Annotated in this window: 18 protein-coding genes; 7 read left to right on the forward strand and 11 right to left on the reverse strand. The window is 69.9% G+C overall.

Going from position 1 to position 20537, the window contains the following annotated elements; all coding sequences use genetic code 11:
* Positions 1-61: 61 nt before the first annotated feature.
* On the reverse strand, positions 62-1957 hold the full coding sequence (locus tag QSK25_RS25740) for a DUF1996 domain-containing protein (RefSeq protein WP_285641940.1): 1896 nt from the start codon (positions 1955-1957) through the stop codon (positions 62-64).
* A 177-nt stretch (positions 1958-2134) separates the two neighbouring features.
* Positions 2135-2719: a TetR/AcrR family transcriptional regulator gene (locus tag QSK25_RS25745; RefSeq protein WP_285641941.1), complete on the reverse strand. Its 585-nt coding sequence runs from the start codon at positions 2717-2719 to the stop codon at positions 2135-2137.
* A 95-nt stretch (positions 2720-2814) separates the two neighbouring features.
* Between QSK25_RS25745 and QSK25_RS25750 the strand changes: the two genes are divergently transcribed.
* Positions 2815-3849: an NAD(P)-dependent alcohol dehydrogenase gene (locus QSK25_RS25750; RefSeq protein WP_285641942.1), complete on the forward strand. Its 1035-nt coding sequence runs from the start codon at positions 2815-2817 to the stop codon at positions 3847-3849.
* Between the two features lie 40 nt (positions 3850-3889).
* Here QSK25_RS25750 and QSK25_RS25755 read toward each other — a convergent pair whose 3' ends face one another.
* Positions 3890-4360, reverse strand: coding sequence for a roadblock/LC7 domain-containing protein (locus QSK25_RS25755; protein WP_285641944.1), 471 nt, complete (start codon positions 4358-4360; stop codon positions 3890-3892).
* A 5-nt stretch (positions 4361-4365) separates the two neighbouring features.
* Positions 4366-4737: a hypothetical protein gene (locus QSK25_RS25760; RefSeq protein WP_285641946.1), complete on the reverse strand. Its 372-nt coding sequence runs from the start codon at positions 4735-4737 to the stop codon at positions 4366-4368.
* Between the two features lie 322 nt (positions 4738-5059).
* Between QSK25_RS25760 and QSK25_RS25765 the strand changes: the two genes are divergently transcribed.
* A complete protein-coding gene (locus QSK25_RS25765; RefSeq protein WP_285641947.1) occupies positions 5060-5809 on the forward strand; it encodes a DinB family protein in 750 nt (249 codons plus the stop codon).
* Here the strand turns inward: QSK25_RS25765 and QSK25_RS25770 are convergent.
* The 4 genes from QSK25_RS25770 to QSK25_RS25785 are packed head-to-tail and all read right to left on the reverse strand — an operon-like array spanning position 5799 to position 10483.
* Entirely contained in the window at positions 5799-6704 is a 906-nt protein-coding gene (locus QSK25_RS25770; protein WP_285641948.1) for a carbohydrate ABC transporter permease, read from the reverse strand. The genes QSK25_RS25765 and QSK25_RS25770 overlap by 11 nt on opposite strands.
* Positions 6701-8011 carry an ABC transporter permease gene (locus QSK25_RS25775; RefSeq protein WP_285641949.1) on the reverse strand — a complete coding sequence of 437 codons (1311 nt, stop codon included), beginning with the start codon at positions 8009-8011 and terminating at the stop codon, positions 6701-6703. Before QSK25_RS25775 ends, QSK25_RS25770 begins: the two co-directional genes overlap by 4 nt.
* Positions 8008-9282: an ABC transporter substrate-binding protein gene (locus tag QSK25_RS25780; protein ID WP_285641950.1), complete on the reverse strand. Its 1275-nt coding sequence runs from the start codon at positions 9280-9282 to the stop codon at positions 8008-8010. Before QSK25_RS25780 ends, QSK25_RS25775 begins: the two co-directional genes overlap by 4 nt.
* Positions 9283-9289: 7 nt before the next feature.
* A complete protein-coding gene (locus QSK25_RS25785) occupies positions 9290-10483 on the reverse strand; it encodes an ABC transporter ATP-binding protein (protein ID WP_285641951.1) in 1194 nt (397 codons plus the stop codon).
* 123 nt (positions 10484-10606) lie between these two features.
* On the opposite strand from QSK25_RS25785, the gene QSK25_RS25790 reads away from it, so the two are divergent.
* Entirely contained in the window at positions 10607-11290 is a 684-nt protein-coding gene (locus tag QSK25_RS25790; protein ID WP_285641952.1) for a response regulator transcription factor, read from the forward strand.
* Complete coding sequence (locus QSK25_RS25795) at positions 11287-12501, forward strand: sensor histidine kinase (RefSeq protein ID WP_285641953.1); 1215 nt, start codon at positions 11287-11289, stop codon at positions 12499-12501. The genes QSK25_RS25790 and QSK25_RS25795 overlap by 4 nt, the downstream gene beginning before the upstream one ends.
* Here QSK25_RS25795 and QSK25_RS25800 read toward each other — a convergent pair.
* On the reverse strand, positions 12498-12794 hold the full coding sequence (locus QSK25_RS25800; protein ID WP_285641954.1) for a YiaA/YiaB family inner membrane protein: 297 nt from the start codon (positions 12792-12794) through the stop codon (positions 12498-12500). The two genes, QSK25_RS25795 and QSK25_RS25800, sit on opposite strands and share 4 nt — an antisense overlap.
* Before the next feature lie 395 nt (positions 12795-13189).
* Between QSK25_RS25800 and QSK25_RS25805 the strand changes: the two genes are divergently transcribed.
* Both QSK25_RS25805 and QSK25_RS25810 read left to right on the forward strand, forming a co-directional pair.
* Entirely contained in the window at positions 13190-14692 is a 1503-nt protein-coding gene (locus QSK25_RS25805) for a sigma-70 family RNA polymerase sigma factor (protein ID WP_285641955.1), read from the forward strand.
* Positions 14693-14741: 49 nt separating this feature from the next.
* A complete protein-coding gene (locus QSK25_RS25810; RefSeq protein WP_285641957.1) occupies positions 14742-15215 on the forward strand; it encodes a hypothetical protein in 474 nt (157 codons plus the stop codon).
* 35 nt (positions 15216-15250) lie between these two features.
* Here QSK25_RS25810 and QSK25_RS25815 read toward each other — a convergent pair whose 3' ends face one another.
* Complete coding sequence (locus tag QSK25_RS25815) at positions 15251-17965, reverse strand: AfsR/SARP family transcriptional regulator (RefSeq protein ID WP_285641958.1); 2715 nt, start codon at positions 17963-17965, stop codon at positions 15251-15253.
* Between the two features lie 157 nt (positions 17966-18122).
* Between QSK25_RS25815 and QSK25_RS25820 the strand changes: the two genes are divergently transcribed.
* Complete coding sequence (locus QSK25_RS25820) at positions 18123-19139, forward strand: LacI family DNA-binding transcriptional regulator (protein WP_285641960.1); 1017 nt, start codon at positions 18123-18125, stop codon at positions 19137-19139.
* Here QSK25_RS25820 and QSK25_RS25825 read toward each other — a convergent pair.
* Positions 19120-20460, reverse strand: a complete 1341-nt coding sequence (locus tag QSK25_RS25825) for a pyridoxal phosphate-dependent decarboxylase family protein (RefSeq protein WP_285641962.1) — start codon at positions 20458-20460, stop codon at positions 19120-19122. The two genes, QSK25_RS25820 and QSK25_RS25825, sit on opposite strands and share 20 nt — an antisense overlap.
* Between the last annotated feature and the right edge of the window lie 77 nt (positions 20461-20537).

Genomic DNA, 20537 nt, shown 5'->3' on the forward strand with positions numbered 1-20537 from the left:
GAACGTGAAGGGGGCCCTCCCGGACGTCCGGGAAGGCCCCCTGCGATGGGTCAGGCGACGGTCATTCCTTGCACTTGCGGCCGTCGTTCACGCACTTCACGATCTTGGCCATCGTCTGCTCGGAGTTGACGTTCGCGAAGTCGTTGTGGTCGGAGAACGGGTTGTGCTCCTCCTCCGGGAACGCGTCGAGCTGGTACTGGCCCTTCTGCTGGACGTCGCGGGCGATGTTGTACAGGATGCTGATCCGCAGCTGCGGGATCGCCTTGAAGCCCTGTGGGCACGCGCCGGTCTGCTTGTCGGCGAACCGGACGTGGTCGCGGTGGTTGGCGCTGTCGGCGTTCTGACCGTCCCAGCAGCCCGCGAAGTCGTGCACCCGCATGACCTTGCTGCCGTTCGGGCAGATCACGTACTTGTCCGACAGACGGTCCTCGAAGCCGCTGCAGGTCCAGGTGGCGCGGGCGTTGCCCGGGCCGCGGCTGGTCGGCTTGGCGTCACCCGTGACCATCTTGAGGAACAGCGGCATGGCCGTGACCTTGCTGGTCGCGTTGCCGCGGTACTCGAGCTTCACCTCGGCGGGGCGGACGATCTTGCCGACGTTGCCGACCAGTTCGTTGTTCTTGCCGGTCGGGGCGGCCAGCGGCGGGGCGGGCGGGGCGGTGGTGGTGTTCGCCGGCGGGGCGGTGGTGGTCGTCGCGCCACCGTTGTTGCCGCCGTTGTTGTTACCGCCGTTGTTGTTACCGCCGTTGTTGTTGCCGTTCCCGTTGTTGCCGTTGCCGTTGTTCTCGTTGCCGCCGTTGTTGTTCTCGCCGCCGTTGCCCTCGTCCTCGTTGAGGCCGCACTTGGCGAGGCGTCCCAGGTCCTGCGGCTTCTCGGCGTTGCGGCCGATCGCGATCGCGATCCGGTCCAGCGTCGCGACCCGCTTGTCCTTCAGCGGCCCGAGGATCGCGTTGTCGATGAAGTTCGCCCCGCCCTGGCCCTTGGTCTTCACCAGGCGCTGGTTGGCTTCGGCGATCTGCTTGTCGAGCTGGTTGAGGTTGTTGTCGACCTCGTCCAGGGCCTGGTCCGGCACACCGGGCAGCGCCTCACGGACCGACGGGCACTTGATGGTCGGCGTCGCGGCGTCCTGCGCGTTGGCGTCCTGCTTCTGGTTGTTGTTCTGCTCGGCCTGCTGGAAGATGCCTTCACCGGCGAACTTCTTCGGCTTCGAGTGTCCACTGTGGCCACTACCGCCACCGTGGTTGCCGTGGCCCCAACGCAGGTCGCAGTCGGCCAGCGGCTTCAGGTTCGGCTTGCGGCCCTGGCGGGCCAGGGCGTTCGCCATGGCGTCGAGGGTGGCGGCACGCTTGGCGCGCAACGGACCCAGGACGGTGTTGTTGACGAAGTTCGGGTCGGCCGGGTTCTGGGCCTTGGCCACGCGGTCGTTGGCCTCACGGAGCTGCTGGGCGAGCTGCTGGAGGCTGCGGATCATCTGGTCGCGCAGGCGCTGCGGCACGGCGGGCAGACGACTCGCGACGCCGGGGCAGGCGACCTCGCCCGGGCCCATGTCCTTGATCTTGTCCGGGTTCGAGCCGACGTTCTGCGGGTTGGCAGCGGGGTTGATGCGCACGACAGGCCAGAAGTACGACGACTTGTCGCCGTTGCGGCAGCTCGTCTCCGAGTCGAGCAGGCTCTCGTCGGTCGACTCCGCGCTGATCCCCTGGTTGCCCACGAAGTCGTGCACGTGCTGGGCACCGTGCTTCAGACCTGGCTGGGCGACCGGGTTGTCGGCGCTGAACTTGCCTTCTTCGTTGGTGCCGCAGTCGACTCTGAACACGCCACTGGCGCCGTTCTTGCCGACCTTGGGCTCGACGACGTTCTGAGCCACCTTCTCGATGGGCACGAACGCGCTGAGCGGCGCAGGCTCGCCGTTCTTCGCGGCGAAAGCGTACGTCGCGGTGCCCGCAGCGACCACGGCCACCGCGGACAACGATGCGATCAGGCGAAACTTCCGTCTGTCCGTCACGCGGTGCGTCATACGGACTCCTCGTTCAAGCGGCGCATGACCGGGAGTACGTACGTGGAGGTTCATCGGCTCAATCAAATTGTTACCGGGATTCCCGAGCCTGCTCCCGGACTGTCTCAACAGGAGGTCCGCTCAGGGAGCGATCACCCTGTGCACGCTCTCACGCAACAACGCCCGCCGCTGGTCATGCACCTCGTCGGGCTCGGCGGCGGTCGCCGAGTAGACGTTGCTGACCGGTGACCACGCCATCGACATCGCGATTACCATTGCCATCAAATCGAATGGATCGCCGGCGCGGACCAGACCGGCGGCCTGCGCGTCGGCGATGGCGCCCAACTTGGTCGCGTCCACCCGGTCGGCGTCGGCGACGAGGTGGCCCGCGGGACGGCGTTCCAGCCGGGTCCAGGTGGCGAGCCGGATGAGGTCGGGGCGGCGCAGGTACTCGTCGTAGAGCCGGACCGCCCAGTCCGCGAGGTCGGTCGCGTCGATCGGCACGACCGTCATGATCCGTTCCAGCGACGCGAAGAAGATCTCGTCGAACAGGCCTTCCTTGCTGCCGAAGTACGCGTAGAGCTGTGCCTTGTTGGTGCGGGCCGTCTCCACGACGCGTTCGATGCGGGCGCCCGCGATGCCGTGGCGAGCGAACTCGTCGGTCGCCGCCTCGATGATGCGGTCCCACGTCGCGGCTCCGCGCGCGGTCAGGGGCTTCTCGGCCATGCGCGCGACCCTAGCAACAGAACAGTCGGTTTGCTTTGCCGCCCGATCGGGGTACCGTCGAGCAAAACAAACCGACTGTTCTGTTTGGGAGAGCGATGCGCACCACCACCGGCTGGCAGGCCACCCGTGACGGCCTGCGCCCGACCCCGATCGAACGCCGCGAGCTGCGCCCGGACGACGTCGCGGTACAGGTGGACTTCTGCGGCGTCTGCCACACCGACCTGCACGCGCTCAACGCGCACGACGGCGGCCCGCTCGTCCCCGGCCACGAGTTCACCGGCGTCGTCACGGAGGTCGGATCCGCCGTGACGCGGTTCGCCGCCGGAGACCCCGTGGCGGTCGGCAACATCGTCGACTCCTGCGGCAAGTGCGTGATGTGCCTGGGAGATCAGGAGAACTACTGCGCCGAGTTCCCCACCCTCACCTACGGCGGCACCGACCGGCACGACGGCACGACCACCCTCGGCGGTTACTCCCGCGAGTACGTGGTGCGCGAGGACTTCGCCTATCCGCTGCCCACCGGACTGGACCCGGCGGCTGCCGCGCCGTTGCTGTGCGCGGGCATCACGGTATGGGAACCGTTGCGCGCGTTGAACGTCGGCCCCGGCACCCGTGTCGCGGTGGCGGGCCTGGGCGGGCTCGGGCACCTGGCGGTCAAGTTCGCCGTCGCGCTCGGCGCCGAGGTGACGGTGCTCAGCCGCACGCCGGACAAGGAGGCGGACGCGCGGAAGCTCGGTGCCGTCGGCCTGCTGGTGACGACGGACGAGCAGCAACTGGCCGCCGCGGCACACCGGTTCGACGTGCTGATCGACACCATCGCCGTACCGCACGACCTCAAGCCGTACCTCGGGGTCGTGGCCGTGGACGGCACGCTCAGCCACGTCGGCGACCTCGGCACGGTCACCGTGGACGTGATGGACCTGTTGCTGGGCAGGAAGAAGCTCAGTTCGTCCGGCAGCGGCGGGCGGGCCCGGACCGCCGCCATGCTGGAGTTCTGCGGCGAGCACGGCATCACGGCGGACGTCGAGGTCCTGCCGTCCCGCGAGGTCGGCACCGCGCTGGAACGACTGGCGCGCAACGACGTGCGCTACCGCTTCGTGCTGGACCTGTCCGATCTGGACGGAGCGTGACGGAGCGGGCCGGTCGCCGACGAGCGACCGGCCCGCTGCCTCACGACGTCGTGAGCGCCTCCTGCAGCAGGGAGAGGGCCTGCTTGGCGCGGACGTTGAACATGCCCATCGTGGTGTCCCGTTCGCCGAGCACGACCAGCAACGTGTCCTCGTCGACGCCGAAGACGCCGACCTGGCCGGACTCCCCCTCGAAGAACACGGCCTTGGGACTGCCGACCCTCGCCTGCGAGGTGAACTGCGAGGCGAGACCGGCGGCCGCGGCGGCCATCGCGGCGACGCCGTCGTCCTCGATGTCGCGCGTGATCCCGCACAGCACCAGGCCGTCCCGCGTCGCGACCAGCACCCCGTTGATCGAGACGGAGTCGATGTCGTCCTGGATCGTCTTCAGCGCCTCGGTCATCCTCCTGGCGTTGTGGTCTGCTCCCTGCCGGGCGACCGGCGGTGCGGGTTTCGCCGCACCGCGCCTGCGCAGGGGCAGCGCGCCAGAGTTCTGCGGCGCCTGGGTGGACATCCCGGTCACACAATCAGGTCGGCTTCGATGGCCTTCAGGCTGTGCCTGGCCAGTGCGAGGTTCGCCCGATCGCGGTCCAGCACGAGGTAGAGGAACAGCGAGTTGCCGCGCTTGCCCCCGGTGAGCAGGCGGATCAGGTGGTACTGGCGGTGCAGGGTGATGAGGATGTCCTCGATCTCGTCGTTCAGGTCGAGCGCCGAGATCACCCGCTGCTTGGACCGGACGACCTCGGTGTTGCCGGCCGCGGCCACCTCCAGGTTCAGCCAGTCACCACCGCCGAGCGAGCCGAGCGACATGCCGCTGTCGTAGTCCACGAGCGCGACACCCACCGCTCCCGTGATGGTCATCGCCTCTTTGAGCGCCGTTTCGATGTTCATCCGAATGCTTCTCCTCGTGCGCGCCTCGTCACACGCGGTTGCGATCTCGTTGATGCCCCGCCGAAAACCGCAGGAAGACCGCGTGATCACGTCACCCTACGTCGCGATGACGGGGCCTATGACAGGCCTGTTCGGAGCAACCGAGTCCGTTCAGGACCGAACGAAAGTCCAGTGCGGACAGTCCACTTCGGCGGTTCGGGACCGGTACCGGGCCGCCCCTGCCAGGCTGTGCGGACGAGCCGGACGTGCGCCGTGGCGTCGCCGATCACCGGGACCGGTGAAGACTGTCGGGCAGCGTCCCGGATTGAGAGGAACCGTCCCCATGAGGAGCTTCACCCGCGCCGACGACCTGCGCGGCGCGACCTTCACCGGCGTGAACCTGGACGGTGCCCGGTTCACCGCCGCGGACTTCACCGGCGTGGTCATGCGAGCGGTCGACGTCGGCGGCACGGACATCGACGCGCCGTGGCTGCTCGACGGCAAGAGCACGCTGCTCGTCAACGGCGTCGACGTCGTGCCGTTCGTGGAGGCCGAGCTCAACCGCCGCTTCCCCGGCAGGGCCGACCGCTACGCGCGGGACCCGGAGGGCCTGCGCGCGGCGTGGGCGAGCCTGGAGACCGCCTGGGCGGCAGCGCTCGCCCGCGTCGAGACGATGCCGCCGGGCACCGCGGACGTCTCGGTGGACGGCGAGTGGTCGTTCGCCCAGACGGTCCGCCACCTGGTCATGGCCACCGACACCTGGCTCGGCCGCGCGGTGCTGGGGGCCGAGCAGCCGTACCACCCGCTCGGGATGCCGCACACCGGGTACGAGTCCGAAGGCCACGACATGTCTCTCTTCTCCCCCGGCACCCCGCCCTACGCCGAGGTGCTGGAGGCCAGGGCGGACCGGGCGGCGATGGTGCGCGACTTCCTCGCCACCGTCACCGAGGCCGACCTGGCCGTCCCCCGCGCCAACCCGTGGGCCCCGGACTACCAGGAGACCACCCTGTCCTGCCTGCACACCATCCTGGAAGAGGAGTGGGAGCACCTGCGCTACGCCACCCGCGACCTCGACGCGCTCGCTACTTCGTAGACCCGGCCAGCACGCCCTGCACGAAGTACTTCTGGAACACCAGGAACACCGCCAGCGGCACGATCATCGACAGGAACGCGCCCGTCGACAACATGTCGATGTTGGTGCCGAACTGCCGCAGCTGAGCCCGCAGCGCCACCGTGATCGGCGCCGAGTCCTGGTCCGCGAACACCAGCGCCACCAGCAGGTCGTTCCACACCCAGAGGAACTGGAAGATCGTCAGCGAGGCGATCGCCGGCTTGGCCACCGGCAGGACGACCCGCTGGAAGATCACCCACTCCGTCGCGCCGTCCATCCGCGCGGCCTCGATCAGGTCGCGCGGGATGCCGGTGAAGAAGTTGCGCAGCAGGAAGATGGCGAACGGCAGGCCGAACGCGACGTGGAACAGCACCACGCCCGCGATCGTGCCGAACAGCCCGACCGCCCCGAACAGCTTCGCCACCGGGATCAGCGCGACCTGGATCGGCATCACCAGCAACCCGACCACGACGACCGTCACCGCCTCGCGGCCCGGGAACTCGATCCACGCCAGCGCGTACGACGCCAGCGACGCCATCACCACGACCAGCACCGTCGCGGGCACGGCGATGTAGAAGGTGTTGAGGAACGACTGCCACACCGTCTTGTCCGCGACGAGGTCGGCGTAGTTCGCCAGCGTCAGCTCGGCCGGCTTGGTCAGCACGGTCCACCAGCCGCTCGCGGTGTTCGCCGACTCGTCCCGCAGCGACGCGAGCAGCAGCCCGACCACCGGCACCAGCCAGAACACCGCCACCAGCGCCAGCACGACCTGCACGCACCCGTTGCCCAGCCGCGAAACGAGCCGAGTCAGCACACCTCTGCGCGGAGTGCCGGACACCGGCACGTCGATGCGGACCTCGTCGGCCACAGCAGTCACGACCGCTCCCGTCGGAATCGGCGGATGTTGAACAGCATCGCCGGGGCCACCAGCAGGAACAGGATCACCGCGAGTGCACTGCCCGCCCCCTGGTCGCCGCCGGTGCCGAACGACACCTGCCACATCTGCAACGCCAGCACGTTCGCCTCGCCCTGCACCGACCCCGGCGCGATGACGAACACCAGCTCGAAGATCTTCAACACGTTGATCACCAGCGTCACGAACACCACCAGCAGCACCGGCGACAGCAACGGGATCGTCACCCGCCGGAACACCTGCCACTCGGTCGCGCCGTCGACCCGCGCGGCCTCCAGCGCGTCCCTCGGGATCGCCGAGAGCCCCGCCGCGATGAACGTGATCGCGAAGCCCGTCATGATCCAGATCCAGGACGAGATGATCACCGGGGTGATCAGCGTCGACCCGAGCCAGGTCAGCCCGCGGAACGGCAGCGCGAAGTTCTCCTCCGCCAGCCGCACTGTCACCTCTCCCGCGCCCAGGTCGGGAAACGTGAACCGGCCGTCGTCGCCGGTCGTCGTACGGCCCACGACCGTCCCGTCCCGCACGGCCTCCACGGTGATGCCGGGCAGTCCGCGTTCGGTCGGGTCGACGGTGCCCGCCCTGCCGCCGAGCGACACGTCGAGCCACAGCAGGCCGCGTAGTTCCCCCTCACCGGCGGTCGGCGGCGACGCCGGCAACGCCTGCGCAGGCACGTCCTGTGGTGGATACCCGATGAGCGGCACGGAGATCGTGTCGCCCGCCTCGGCCGGCCGGATCGACGCGTACCCGGCTTCGGTTGCGGCGTAACCATCTCGCGGCCGCGCGCCGGGGTACTGCGAGGCCGGGCTGAAGACGTCGTGCACGCCGACGACGGCCGCGTTCACGACGCCCTCCTCCGGATTCTCCGCGTACACCAACCGGAAGATGACCCCGGAGGCGAACAGCGAGATCGCCATCGGCATGAACAGCACGAGCCGGAACGCCGTCGCCCACCTGATCCGTTCGGTCAGCACGGCGAGGACCAGGCCGAGCCCGGTGACGGCAGCCGGGGCGACCACCACCCAGATCACGTTGTTGCGGAACGCCGTCAGCGTCCGGGTGTCGGTGAACGTGTCGACGTAGTTGCGCACGCCGACGAACTCGTCCCCACTGGCGTCGAAGAAGCTGCGGATCACCGAGAACACCAGCGGGTACAGCACCAGCGCCGCGAGCACCACCAGCGCGGGGAGCAGGAACGGGATCGCCTGCCGGGGCGAGCGCCCCGGCGCGGCGTCCACATTCGCGCGGAAACTCCGCTTCCCGGTCATCATTTGCCGTACGCCTTGGCCGCGTTGGCTTCCAGGCGTTGCATGATGCCGTCGACGTTCTTCGGATCGGCGAGGAAGTCCTGGAGGTCCTTCCACTCCCCCGCGCCCTTCGTGCCGCCGAACGCGGCCGGGGCCAGGTCGGACATGTCGAACCGGACGTTGTCGCCCGCGTCGACGATCCGGCGCGCGATGTCCTGCGTGACCTCGTCGGGGTAGGAGGTTTCCGGGATGTTCCTGTTGGGCGAGAGGAACCCACCGAGCTCGGCCCAGATCTCGCCGGACTCGGGCGAGGCCAGGAACTTCATCAGCTCGGTCGTCGCCCTGTCGTCCTTGAACTGCACGGCCATGTCACCACCGGCGACCACGGCGTCCTCACTGCCCGCGACCGACGGGAACGGGAAGAACCTGGCGTCCTCGCCCACCTCGGCCCGGGTGTTGGTGGTGATCACGCTCGCGACGAAGTCCGCCTCGAACACCATCGCGGCGCTCGAAGGCTCGCCGAAGACGTTGATGACGGACTTGGTGAACTCGGTCTGCAACGCGCTCGGAGCGATCAGCGTCGGGTCACCCCAGAGCTTCGCCAGTTCCTCCAACGCCTTCCGCACGGTCGGGTCGGTCCACGGGATCTCGTGCTTCGCGAGCTTGTCGTAGTTGTCCGGCCCCGCGGTGCGCAGGTAGACGTTCTCGAACCAGTCGGTGAGCGTCCAGCCGTCCGCGCCACCGATCGACACCGGCGCGAGTCCGGTCTCGGCGATCGCCTTGCTCACCGCGATCAGGTCGTCCCACGTGGCGGGCGGCGTGGCGCCGACCTGCCGGAAGGCCTTCTCGCTGTACCAGAACGCGGACTTGTTGGCGGCCTTGAAGGTGACGCCGTAGAGCGTGCCGTCGACGCTGCCGAGTCGCTTCCACACCCCGGCGTTGTGCTCGGTGATGGCCTTCTCGACGTCCGCGCCCAGCGGCTTGAGGGACCCGGCCTTCGCGAACTGGGCGACCAGGCCGGGCTGGGCGACCAGGGCGATGTTGGGTGGTGTGCCCCCGGAAATCCTGGTCTGCACCAGGGTCGGCAGTTCGTCACCGGCGGGTGTGTACCTCACCTCGGCGCCAGTCCGGTCGGCGAACGCCTGGAGGACCTGCTCGAAGTTCTTCTGCTCGTCCCCGGTCCACGGCCCGAAGACCTCGACGGTCTGACCCGAGATGTCGCCCCCGGTCGCCGTCGCACCCCCGGAGCACGCGGCGGCGGCCAGGGCGAGCAACGCGATCCACAGCTTCCTCATCGAAGCCCTACTTCCAGATGGAGGACCCGGTGGCCAGGTCGAAGAAGTGCAGCCGGGACGTGTCCACCCAGGCGGCGACGGGTTGTCCTTCGTAGATGCGGGTGCGCGGGCTGAACCGGCCGACCAGCACGGTTCCCCTGCCGCCGGACGTCAGGTCGCCGGTGCCGGCGTCCCGTGCCAGCTCCTGGGTGTCGTCGGTGACGACCGGCGGGACGTCGACCGGGAAGTGCACGAGCACGTCGGAGCCCATCGCCTCGACCAGGTCCGCGACCGAATGCAGGATCTCGCCCTCCCGCGCGTCGGCGAGGGCCGTGTCCTCCATGTCCTCCGGCCGGATGCCGACCACGACGTCGCGGCCGACGTACTGCTTCAACCGGGGACGTTGCCGCAGCACGGACTCCGGCAGCAGCAACGCGTCCGAGTCGAGCGAGACCCAGCACCGGCCGTCGGCGTCCTCGGTCAGCTTCGCGGACACCAGGTTCATGCCGGGCGAGCCGATGAACCCGGCGACGAACAGGTTGACCGGCCGGTCGTAGAGCTCCTGGGGCGGCCCGACCTGTTGCAGCACACCGCGCCGCATCACGGCCACCCGATCGCCCAGCGTCATGGCCTCGGTCTGGTCGTGCGTGACGTAGACCGTGGTCACGCCGATCTCCCGTTGGATGCGGGCGATCTGGGCGCGCATCTGCACGCGCAGCTTGGCGTCCAGGTTGGACAGCGGTTCGTCCATCAGGAACACCCGGGGCGCGCGCACGATCGCCCGGCCCATCGCGACGCGCTGCCGTTGCCCACCGGAGAGGTTGCGCGGTTTGCGGTCCAGGTGCTCGGTCAGTTCGAGCACGCCCGCGACCTCGCGCACGCGGTGGTCGATCTCGGACTTCGGGAGCTTGCGCAGCGTGAGGCCGAACGCGATGTTGTCGTAGACGTCGAGGTGCGGGTAGAGCGCGTACGACTGGAACACCATCGCCACGTCGCGGTCACGTGACGGCACGTCGTTGACGACCTGGTCGCCGATGTGGATCGTGCCCTCGGTGATCTGCTCCAGCCCCGCGATCATCCGCAGCGCCGTCGTCTTGCCGCAGCCGGACGGGCCCACGAGCACCAGGAACTCCCCGTCGCGGATCTCCAGGTCGAGGTCGGTGACCGCCCTGGTGCCGTCGCCGTAGGCCTTGCCCAGCCCCGTCAGAACGACTTCTGCCACGCCAACTCCCTGGTCCGGTGTGTCCGCAGACCTTAGGCCCGCTCGTCCCGAGGAGGATTCGAGGACGAAACACGATCGCGACAAGCCTCCCAAACGAAGCGTTCGCTGCTTACCCTGCGTGCTATGTCGAAGGTGCTCGTGGTCGAGGACGACCCGGTGGTCCAAGCAGCGCTCGTGCACGCGCTGACCGACCTCGGGCACGCCGTGCTGGCCGTCAGCACCGCTGTCGCCGCGTTGCGGGAGGCCGGCACCTCCGACCTCGACCTGGTGATCCTCGATCTCGGTCTGCCCGACCTCGACGGTGTCGCGGCGCTGCGGATGCTGCGCGGGGTCAGCAACGTGCCGGTCATCGTGGCCACCGCACGGGGTGCCGAGACGTCGGTCGTCAGCACGCTGAACGCGGGCGCGGACGACTACATCGTCAAGCCGTTCTCGGCCGAGCACCTGGCCGCGCGGATGAACGCCCTGCTGCGCCGCACCAACGGCGCCGCGACGGTGTCGGAGATCGTGGAACTGGGTGACCTGCGCATCGACCTCGCCCAGCGGACGGCCACGCTCAACGACGGCGTGCTCGCGCTGAGCAGGCGGGAGTTCGACCTGCTCGCCTACCTCGCGCAACGGCCGGCGCGTGTGGTCTCGCGCCGCGAACTGATCCAGGCCGTGTGGGGCAACGGGTACGCGGGTGACGACAAGACGATCGACGTGCACGCGTCGTGGTTGCGGCGCAAGCTCGGCGAGACGGCGGCGCATCCCCGTTATCTGCACACGGTCCGGGGTGTCGGGTTCAAGCTGGCGGCACCGGAATGAGGGCTGTCATCACCCGCGCGCTGCTGCTCGGCGCGGGACTGGTGGCCGTTGTTTTCGTGCTCACCACGGGGTTGCTGGCCCATTCGCACGCCTCGTACAACGCTGCCGAGGCTGACCGGCGCGACGCGGCCGTGGTGGCCGGGGTGCTGGCGGTGTCGTCCGACGCCGACGCGGTGCGGGGCACGATCGCGCGGACCACCGCCGGTGCCGAGGGCCGGTTGTCCGTGGTGCTGGCGGACGGCACCCGGCTCGGCGCGGGCGGCGGCGAGCCGGTGAGTTCCGTCGACGGAGCCGTGGTGTCGGTCGTGCCCGCCCCGGTCGCGTTCCCGTTCCTCCTGATGTTCCTGGTGGTCGTGCTCGCCGGCGTGTCGCTCGTGGGCGCGCTGTGGCTGGGACACCGGACCTTCACGCCGGTGCTGCACGCGTTGCGGGACCTGAAGTCGTCGGTCGGGCGGCGGGTGCGGTTGCGCGGGCCGCGCGAACTCGAAGAGCTCGCGGACTCGATCGACGAGGCGTCGTCGCGCACCTCGATGCTGCTGGCCAAGGAACGCGAGATGATCGCGGACGTCTCGCACCGGCTGCGCACGCCGCTGGCGGCCCTGCGGCTGGACGCCGACGCCGTCGGGTCGGGCGCGGTGGCCGACCGGATCCGCAGCGCGGTCAGCACTCTCGGCCACGACGTCGACCGGATCATCCAGTCACTGCACCCCACCCAGGTCGAGGTCGCCGGCAAGTGCGACGTGGCGGCGGTCGTCGAGGCCAGGATGGCGTTCTGGTCGGCGCACGCCGCCGACCAGGGCAGGCTGTGCGAGATCGACGTCGGCGAACCGTGCTGGGTGCCGCTGTCCCCCGACGCGCTCGGCGCGGTGGTGGACACGTTGCTGGAGAACGTCTTCCGGCACACCCCGCCCGCCGCACCGGTCGGCGTCTCGGTGGTGCGGCACGCGGGCTGGGTGACGCTCGTGGTCGAGGACGGCGGCACGGGCCTCGCCGACCCGTCGTCGGCGTTGCACCGCGGCAGCAGCGGAGGCGGGTCGACGGGCCTGGGCCTCGACATCGCGCGCGCGGCCGCGGAGGCCACCGGCGGCACCATCCACCTCGAACGCGGACGGCTCGGCGGCGCGCGCGTGCGGTTGCGGTTCGGGGAGGCCAACAGCCACCACGAACCGGAGAGCCCGCGGGCGTGGCGGCTGTGGCAGGGACACCACTAAGCCACGTCGAGCTTGTACGGGTCGTGCTCGGTCAGCAGCTTGTCGAGTCTGGCGCGGTCCACGCGGCTCGTGATGTAGCTGTCCTCCTGCCGGTCGCGCAGCACCTTGGCCAGGGTGAACGCCGAGGTCACCGTGTAGAGCATGGCGATGCCGAGGAACGCGCGGACCCAGCCGTCCACGGGCAGGAACACGACTCCGATGCCGACGGCGGTCAGCGAGAGCCCGAACGAGAGGACCGCCTGCACGTAGAACGCGGCGGTCGTCGGCGTGTGCGAGGGTGCGGGAGCAGTCATGCTCCGAGAGTCCTGGGTCACCGCGCCGCTGTCATGAGTACGGCTACTCAGGTCGTGGTCACGGTTACGGCGTTCACATTACGGAACGACCACTCGTGCTTTTGCCCTAACGCTACCTGCTCCTTTTGCGGCGTTATCAAAATATGACCTCGGCATCGATTAGTTCCGCGAACGAAGGTGACGTTCCGCATTCGTGGTGACCAGGCGAGTACGCCGATCCGACACAGCTGGTTGAGCATGCAACCACCAGGGCCATCCGGCCTGTGTTCGCCTGCATTTGCCGCTCTGGCGCACGTCTTTTATTGCATCGGGCCCGGATGCGTGGATTGTTCGGGTTGAGACATCTCGATAGGGTCCGCGTATCACCACAGGGCATCACGTTAAGAGGACTCTCTTTGATCGGGCAGCGTGGACGACCGCCGTCGGATGCCGACCTGATCGACGCCGTGAGAGACGGCAAGGTCGAGGAGTACGGAAAGCTCTACGAACGGCACGTGCGCTCGGCGTCCATCCTGGCGATGCAGCTGTCCTCGTCGTCCTCGGACGCCGACGACCTCGTCGCGGAGGCGTTCGCGAAGGTCCTCGCCGCGTTGCGCGCGGGTGGCGGGCCCGGGACGTCGTTCCGGCCGTACCTGCTGACGGCGGTGCGGCACGCGGCGTACGACCGCACCCGCAAGGAGAAGCGCCTCGAACTGGCCGGTGACGTCGAGGAGGTGCCCGGCGCCACCAAGGCGACCAGCGTGCCGTTCCGCGACGTGACCGTCGAGGACCTCGACCAGACGCTGGCGGCGACGGCGTTCGCGACGCTGCCGGAGCGGTGGCAGACGGTCCTGTGGCACACGGCGATCGAGGGTCAGTCGCCCGGCGAGATCGCGCCGTTGCTCGGGCTGACCGCGAACGGCGTTTCCGCGATGGCGTTCCGTGCGCGCGAGGGGCTGCGCAAGGCGTTCCTGCAGGCGCACGTCAACCAGGAACCGGCGGAGAAGTGCCGGGCCACGGTGACGAAGCTCGGCGCGTGGACCCGCGGTGGCATCAAGGGTCGCGACGCCATCTCGATCGACGAGCACATGGACACCTGCCCGGAGTGCCGCAAGCTCGCCAGCGAACTGTCCGACGTCAACGGCGCGTTGCGCGGCCTGGTCGCGCCGATCGTGCTCGGCACCGGCACCGCGGGCTACCTCGCCGCCGCCGCGACCGCGGGCAAGGGCGCGGCCGTGGGCATCAGCCTCACGTCGTGGCTGGGCGTCGCCGCCTCGGCCGCGGCGGTCGTCGTGGTCGCCGCGTCCGGCGTGGTGAGTTCGGACAGCGTGCCCGGCGGCGGGAGCACCACCGTCCAGGGCGCCGCGCCGGTCGCCGCCGACGCGAGCGCCTCCGAAGGCGTCCAGCAGACCGGTCAGCCGGGGCAGCCCGCCGCGTCGCGGAGTTCGGGCGCGCCGCCGACGGGCACGTCCGCCGGGTCCGCCGCACCGGGCGTGAACACGAGCGAGGGCAACGGGCCCGCGACGACGACGTCTCAAGGCCCGCTGGTGCAGTCACCGGTGCTGTCGGGGTCCGGCCCCGGCACCATCCCGATGACCACCGACGGCCCGGCGAACGAGATGAACATCGTCATCACCAACAACGGACCGGGCACCGCGACCGTGCCGGCGTTGACGCTGAGCATGCCGGACAAGATCAAGACGGTCGGGCCGGGCAAGACGTCCGTCGGCGTGGTCGGCTGCCCGGCGGGCAAGGGCAGCGTCACCTGCGAGGGCGGGCAGTCGCTCGCGGCCGGCCAGTCGATCACGTTCCGGGCGCGGCTGCAGGCGGGCAACCGGGCGGGCGACGGCGTCATCACGGCGGTGGCGGGCAGCGTCACGGTGACCGTCCAGATCACGATCGCCCAGGCCTCCGCCTGAGAGTCCACTTCGGACGGCGGGATCGGCGCGGCCGTCGCACCATGGACGGGTGGACGAGCTCGTTTCGGCGTTGACGGAGCTGGAAGCGCCGTTCCGCACGCTCGTGGACGACTCGGAGTGGGCGCACGCGAGCGTGGAGGGGCTGGTGCTCGACGCCGGTTCGTGGTGGACCGCCGGCGACCGAACGCGCGTGCAGCCGCAGGTGACGTTCAGCGACGCCTTCAGCGAGGCGGGCCGGCACGACGGCGGCGTGTACGTCGAGGGGTTCATCTGGGCCGCCGGTCAGGCCGTCGCGGCGGCGTGGTGCGGACTCGGCACGTCCGTCGTCTACGGGCCGCGCGCCGAGGCGTACCTCGGGGTGCCGCTGGCGCCGCACTTCTGCCGCCGGGTCCAGCAGCGCAACGGCACGGCCGCGGTGCTCATGAGCAAGCACCCGCGGCTGCTGCCGTTGCTGCGGGACGGATTGCCGCGCGGGGCCGTGCTGCCCGGCGGACGGCCGGGGCCGCGCTCAGCCGGTGCCTAGCGGTGTGGCTCGGAACGTCTCGCCGACGTGCCGGGTCACACCGCTAGCGCGGCGAACCTCTCGTCGGCTTCCCGCTGGTGCTCCTGGGCTTTCACCGGATCGGTGACGGCCCGCGCGAGGTGTTTGTGCGCGTTCGCGGCCTCGCGCCGGTCGTCGATCCGTTCGGCGAGTTCGAGCGCCTCGTGCAGCCGGGTCACGGCCTCCTCGGGGCGTCCGGCGGCGGTCAGCACCTCGCCGAGGTAGTTGAGCACCACCGTCTCCGTCGTGACGTCGCCGATCGCGCGCACGGCGCTGAGCGCGGACTCCAGCGCCTCCAACGCCTCGCCGTGCCGTCCCATCGCGTGCAGGATCATGCCCAGGGCGCTCTGGGTGTCGGCCTCGTCGCGGCGACTGCCCATCTCGCGCATGAGCGCGAGCGCCGACGTGCACGCCTGCAACGCCTCGTCGTAGCGGCCGAGCGCGCTGTAGATGTTGCTGACGTTGCTCATCGCCTGCGACTCGAGGTGCCGGTCGCCGAGCTGCCGCGCCACCGTGATGGCCTGTTCCAGCAGTTCGGCGGCCTCGGTGTGGCGTTGCAGGGTGCGGTAGACCAGCGACAGGTTGTTCAGCGTGCCCGCGACGCCCTGCAGGTCGCCGAGGTCGCGGAGCATCTCGATCGCGCGCTCGTTGTAGTGGATCGCCTTCGGGTACTGCGCGGTCTGCCAGAACACCATCGCGTAGTTCTTGGTGGTGATCGCGAGCGCGCCCGGCTCGTCCTTCGCCGCTTCCAACGCGAGTTCGTTGATCGTGGCCCAGTCACGCGTGTGACCGCGCACCATGCAGAAGAACGTCAACGCGCGCGCGAGCTGCCACGTGTGCGTACGCCAGTCACCGTCCAATGAGAGCGCTACGGCGGCGACGAGCGTTTGGCGTTCGGTCTCCAGCCACTCGACGGCGTGGTCGTAGTCGCGCAGCACCAGCCGTTCCTCGGGCCGGTAGGTGATGTCGACCTCGTACTTGCGCGCGGCGGGTGACATCAGCCTGGTCGCCTGGTTCGCCGTGTCCAGGAAGTGGTCGAGCAGCCTGGTCAGCGGCTCGCGCGTGGTGTGCACCTTGGACTGCGCGTACTGCCGGAGCAGGTCGTGCATCCGGTAGCGGCCGACCGTGGTGGCTTCGAGCAGGTGCACGTCGACGAGGTCCTCGAGCATGCCGTCGCACTCCAGCACGCCGAGGTCGCCGAGCGCCGCGGCCTGGTGGACGTCGAGGTCCGTGCCGTGGTGCAGGCCCAGCAGGCAGAACAACCGCTGGTGCGCCGCGGGGAGCTGGCCGAACGACAACGCGAAGACCGCGTCCAGTTCGGATAATCGTCCCTCGCGCAGCCGCGTCGCGAGGTGGGCGGTCGTCCACGTGGGACGGCTGCGCAGACGCCCGGCGGCCAGCCGGACGGCGAGCGGCAGGCGTCCGCAGAGTTCCACGACCTGGCGGGCCGCGTCGTCGGTGCCGCGTTCGTCGCCCACGATCGTGGCGAAGAGTTGCAGTGCTTCTTCTTCGGACAGCACGTCGAGCGTGAGCGTTGACGTGCCTTCCAGTTCCGTGAGGCGCGCACGGGACGTGACGAGCACCAGCGAGCCCGGGACGCCCGGCAGCAGCGGACGCACCTGGTCTGCGCTCACCGCGTTGTCGAGCACGACGAGCAACCGACGTCTGGACAGCTCACCTCGCCACATGGCGGCGCGTTCGTCCAGGCCGACCGGGATCTCCTCCAGGCCGAGCGCGCGCAACAGCACGTCGAGCGCGTCTGTCGGTTCCACGGGCGCACGACCTGCCGTGTGTGCGTGCAGGTCCACGAACAGCTGACCGTCCGGGTATTCCAGCCGGTGTGCTAAGTGGACGGCCAGGGTGGTCTTCCCGACGCCCGGCATGCCGTCGATCGCGGAGATCACGACCGCGGCCTTGCCGGTGACGGCCCTGGTCAGCCGTTCGATCTCGGCGGTGCGGCCGGTGAAGTCGGCGACGTCGCGGGGCAGCGTGTTGAGCGCGGGCCTCGGTTCGTCGCCCCTGAGCAGCTTCGCGTGCAGTTCGCGCAGCTCGCTGCCGGGATCGGTGCCGAGCTGGTCGGCGAGCAGCACCCGGACGTCCTCGAACGCCCGCAGCGCCTCGGCCGGCCGGTTCGCGCGGTGCAGCGCGTGCATGAGCTGCAACCACAGCTGCTCGCGCAGCGGGAACTGCTTGGTGAGCCGGCGCAGCTCGGCGATCAGCCGTTCGCCCTGGCCCAGTTCGATCGCGAGCCGCGCGTGCTGCTCGGCGACGGTGAGCCGGCGCTCCTGCAGCAGCGTGAGTTCGGCTTCGAGCCTCGGCCCGACGGTGAGCCCGTCGAGCGCGGGCCCGCGCCACAGTGCCAGCGCCTCGCCGTAGTGAGTGACCGCCTGGGCGTGTTCGCCCTGTTTGAGCGCTTCGTCCCCGGCCGCGCACTCGCGTTGGAAGACCTCGACGTCCACTTCGGCGTCCGGCACCTTGAGCCGGTAGCCGCCCGGAACGGTGACGAGGTCGTCCAGCACGAGCTTGCGCAAGGCCGCGACGTACGTCCGGATGTTGGATTCAGGAGCGGCGGGTGGAGATTCCCACACCGCTTCGCTCAGGTGTTCAAAGCTGACCGTCTCGTTGGCGTGCAGTGCCAACGCCGCCAGCAGAGCCCTTTGCCGGGGCCCGCCCAGCCGCAGTTCCACGCCCCCACGCCAGATCTGCAGCGGCCCAAGAAGCCGATACCGCACTGACCCTCCTCGGGGACGCATGGTGCCAGAACCGGGACGCGCTGTGCGCGATTTGTGCACACGATCTTGCACACTCGGCGCGGCCCCGCCGCGAGGAGGGAGAACACACATGGCCCTGAACAGATCATGGTCCGGCCAGGCAGCCTAAGATGACCGCATGACCGAGACGGCGAAGCGACGTCCCGGCCCCCGGATCGAAGAGGTCGCGCGGGTCGCCGGGGTGTCGAAGTCGACCGTTTCGCGCGTCATCAACGACGAGCAGTACGTGAGCGCGAAGGCCCGCGAGGCCGTGCACGCCGCCATCGCGGAGCTCGGCTACTCACCCAACCAGGCCGCCCGCGCGTTGGCCGGCAACCGCGCCAACGCCATCGCCCTGGTCGTCTCCGAACCCACCGGCCGCGTCCTGTCCGACCCGTTCTTCGCGGGCGTCCTGCGTGGAGTCCACGCCGAACTCGCCGGGCGGCACATCCAGCTGCTGCTGATGATGTCGCAACCCGCCGACGTGGGCGACCTGGTGGCGTACCTGAGCAGCGGGCACGTGGACGGCGCACTGCTGGTGTCCCTGCACGGCGAGGACCCGCTGGTGCCGATGCTGGCCGGCATCGGGTTGCCCGTGGTGTCCGGCGGAAGGCCGCTCGGCACGACCGTCCCGTTCGTGGACGCCGACAACTTCACCGGCGCACTGGAGGCCGCCCGGCACCTGACGTCGTTGGGCCGCAAGCGGATCGCGACCGTCGCCGGCCCCGAGGACATGGCCGTGGGGGCGGATCGGCTGAGCGGGTTCAAGCGGGGCCTGAGCGAGGCGAAGCTCCCGGCCGGCCTGGTCGCGCACGGCGACTTCACGCCGGAGAGCGGCGCGCGGGCCATGGAATCGTTGCTGCGCAAGGACCCCGACCTCGACGCCGTCTTCGTGGCCGCCGACATCATGGCGCTCGGCGCGTTGCAGGTGCTGCACGCGCGGGGCAAGCGCGTGCCGGAGGACGTCGCGGTGGTCGGGTTCGACGACTCGGTGTTCGCGACGACCGCGACGCCACCGCTCACCACGATCCGGCAGGACGTCGAGGAGCTCGGTCGCACGATGACGTGGCGGCTGCTCGCGGAACTGGCGGGAGAGACCGGTCTCCCGCCGTCCCTGCTGCTGCCGACGTCGCTGATCAAACGCGCCAGCGCCTGACCAGGTCGATCACCTCGTCCACGTGCTCGCGGTGGGTGCGGTGGCTCAGCACGCACATCCGCAGGGTGACCCTCCCGTCAAGCCTCGTGCTGGACACGAAGAACCGGCCGGAACCGTTGATGTCCTTGAGCAGCCGTTCGCTGTCGGCACTGCGGAACACCACGACCGTGAGGCCGGACGGGAGCACCTCGATGCCGTCGATCGCCGCCAACTCGGCGCGGAGGTGGCGGGCCAGGTCCAGCTTCTCGTCCAGGGCCTCGCGGAACGCGGCGACGCCGTGCAGGTGCAGCGGGAGCCACACGCGCAGGCCGCGGTACTCGCGGGTGAGTTCGGGGCCGAGGTCGGCGTAGTCGGGCAGGCCGGTGCCGTGGTCGAGGTCCTGGAGGTAGTCGCCGTCGGCCACGTGCGCGGCGCGCAGCTTCGCCTCGTCGCGGACCAGCAGGACGCCCGTGCCGTACGGGAGGAACAGGCTCTTGTGCGGGTCCCAGGTGATCGAGTCGGCCCTGGTGATGCCGTCGAGGACCGCGCGTCCGCGTTCGGTGAGCCGGAAGGCGCCGCCGTACGCGCCATCGGCGTGGAACCACAGGCCTTCACGGCCGGCGAGGGTGGCGATGTCGTCCAGCGGGTCGACGATGCCGGTGCTGGTGGCTCCCGCCGTGCCGATGATCAGGAACGGCTGAAGGCCGTTCGCACGGTCCTCGGTGATCATCGCTTCGGCCTCTCCGACGTCCATGCGCAGGTTTGCGTCCGTGGGCACGACGCGGATGCGTTCGGGGGCGAACCCGGTGATGTGCGCGGCCTTCGCGACGCAGTGGTGCGTCTGCGCGGTGACGTAGATCGTGCCGCTGGGGTCGTGGGCGCCCAGGCGGTCCTGTCTGGCCGTGTGCAGTGCCGAGAGAGTGGCCAAGGACGCGCCCGTGGTGAAGATGCCACCGGAGCCGTCGGGGAGGTCGAACAGGTCGCACATCCAGCGGATCACGCTGTGTTCCAACGCGACCAGCGCCGGAGCGGTCGAGGCGACGCCGGTGTAGCGGTTGGTGGTCTGCGCGAGGAACTCGGCGAGCACCGAGCTGTACAGGCCGCCGGACGGGAAGTACGCGAGGTAGCGCGGGCCCGCCGTCTCGACCGCCTGGCTCGCCGCCTCTGCGAACGTCGCGAGCAGCTCACCGAGTTCGCCGGGCGTTTCCGCCGGTGGCGGAGAGAGGAAGGCCGTGCCCGGCGACGAAGCGGGCGCGGCCTCCAGTCCTTCGATGAAATCCTCGACGAAGGCGGTCACGGTCTTCGTCCACTCGGCCCTGGTCTCGCGGTCCGGCTGCAACATGAGCACACGGTACGAATTTCGGCCGTCCGCTTGCTCGCGGGTCGTGCGGTTCGCACTACGCCCGCCACGGCGTGTCC

The organism is Lentzea sp. NBRC 102530, from assembly GCF_030269365.1.
Taxonomy (GTDB): Bacteria; Actinomycetota; Actinomycetes; order Mycobacteriales; family Pseudonocardiaceae; genus Lentzea.

Bases quoted from the DNA above. Each gene is read 5' to 3' on its own strand.
- QSK25_RS25800 (WP_285641954.1), bottom strand. From the start codon at position 12,794: ATGACTGCTCCCGCACCCTCGCACACGCCGACGACCGCCGCGTTCTAC.
- QSK25_RS25760 (WP_285641946.1), bottom strand. From the start codon at position 4,737: ATGAACATCGAAACGGCGCTCAAAGAGGCGATGACCATCACGGGAGCG.
- QSK25_RS25820 (WP_285641960.1), top strand. From the start codon at position 18,123: ATGACCGAGACGGCGAAGCGACGTCCCGGCCCCCGGATCGAAGAGGTC.
- QSK25_RS25745 (WP_285641941.1), bottom strand. From the start codon at position 2,719: ATGGCCGAGAAGCCCCTGACCGCGCGCGGAGCCGCGACGTGGGACCGC.
- QSK25_RS25780 (WP_285641950.1), bottom strand. From the start codon at position 9,282: ATGAGGAAGCTGTGGATCGCGTTGCTCGCCCTGGCCGCCGCCGCGTGC.
- QSK25_RS25825 (WP_285641962.1), bottom strand. From the start codon at position 20,460: ATGTTGCAGCCGGACCGCGAGACCAGGGCCGAGTGGACGAAGACCGTG.
- QSK25_RS25775 (WP_285641949.1), bottom strand. From the start codon at position 8,011: ATGATGACCGGGAAGCGGAGTTTCCGCGCGAATGTGGACGCCGCGCCG.
- QSK25_RS25765 (WP_285641947.1), top strand. From the start codon at position 5,060: ATGAGGAGCTTCACCCGCGCCGACGACCTGCGCGGCGCGACCTTCACC.
- QSK25_RS25755 (WP_285641944.1), bottom strand. From the start codon at position 4,360: ATGTCCACCCAGGCGCCGCAGAACTCTGGCGCGCTGCCCCTGCGCAGG.
- QSK25_RS25750 (WP_285641942.1), top strand. From the start codon at position 2,815: ATGCGCACCACCACCGGCTGGCAGGCCACCCGTGACGGCCTGCGCCCG.
- QSK25_RS25795 (WP_285641953.1), top strand. From the start codon at position 11,287: ATGAGGGCTGTCATCACCCGCGCGCTGCTGCTCGGCGCGGGACTGGTG.
- QSK25_RS25790 (WP_285641952.1), top strand. From the start codon at position 10,607: ATGTCGAAGGTGCTCGTGGTCGAGGACGACCCGGTGGTCCAAGCAGCG.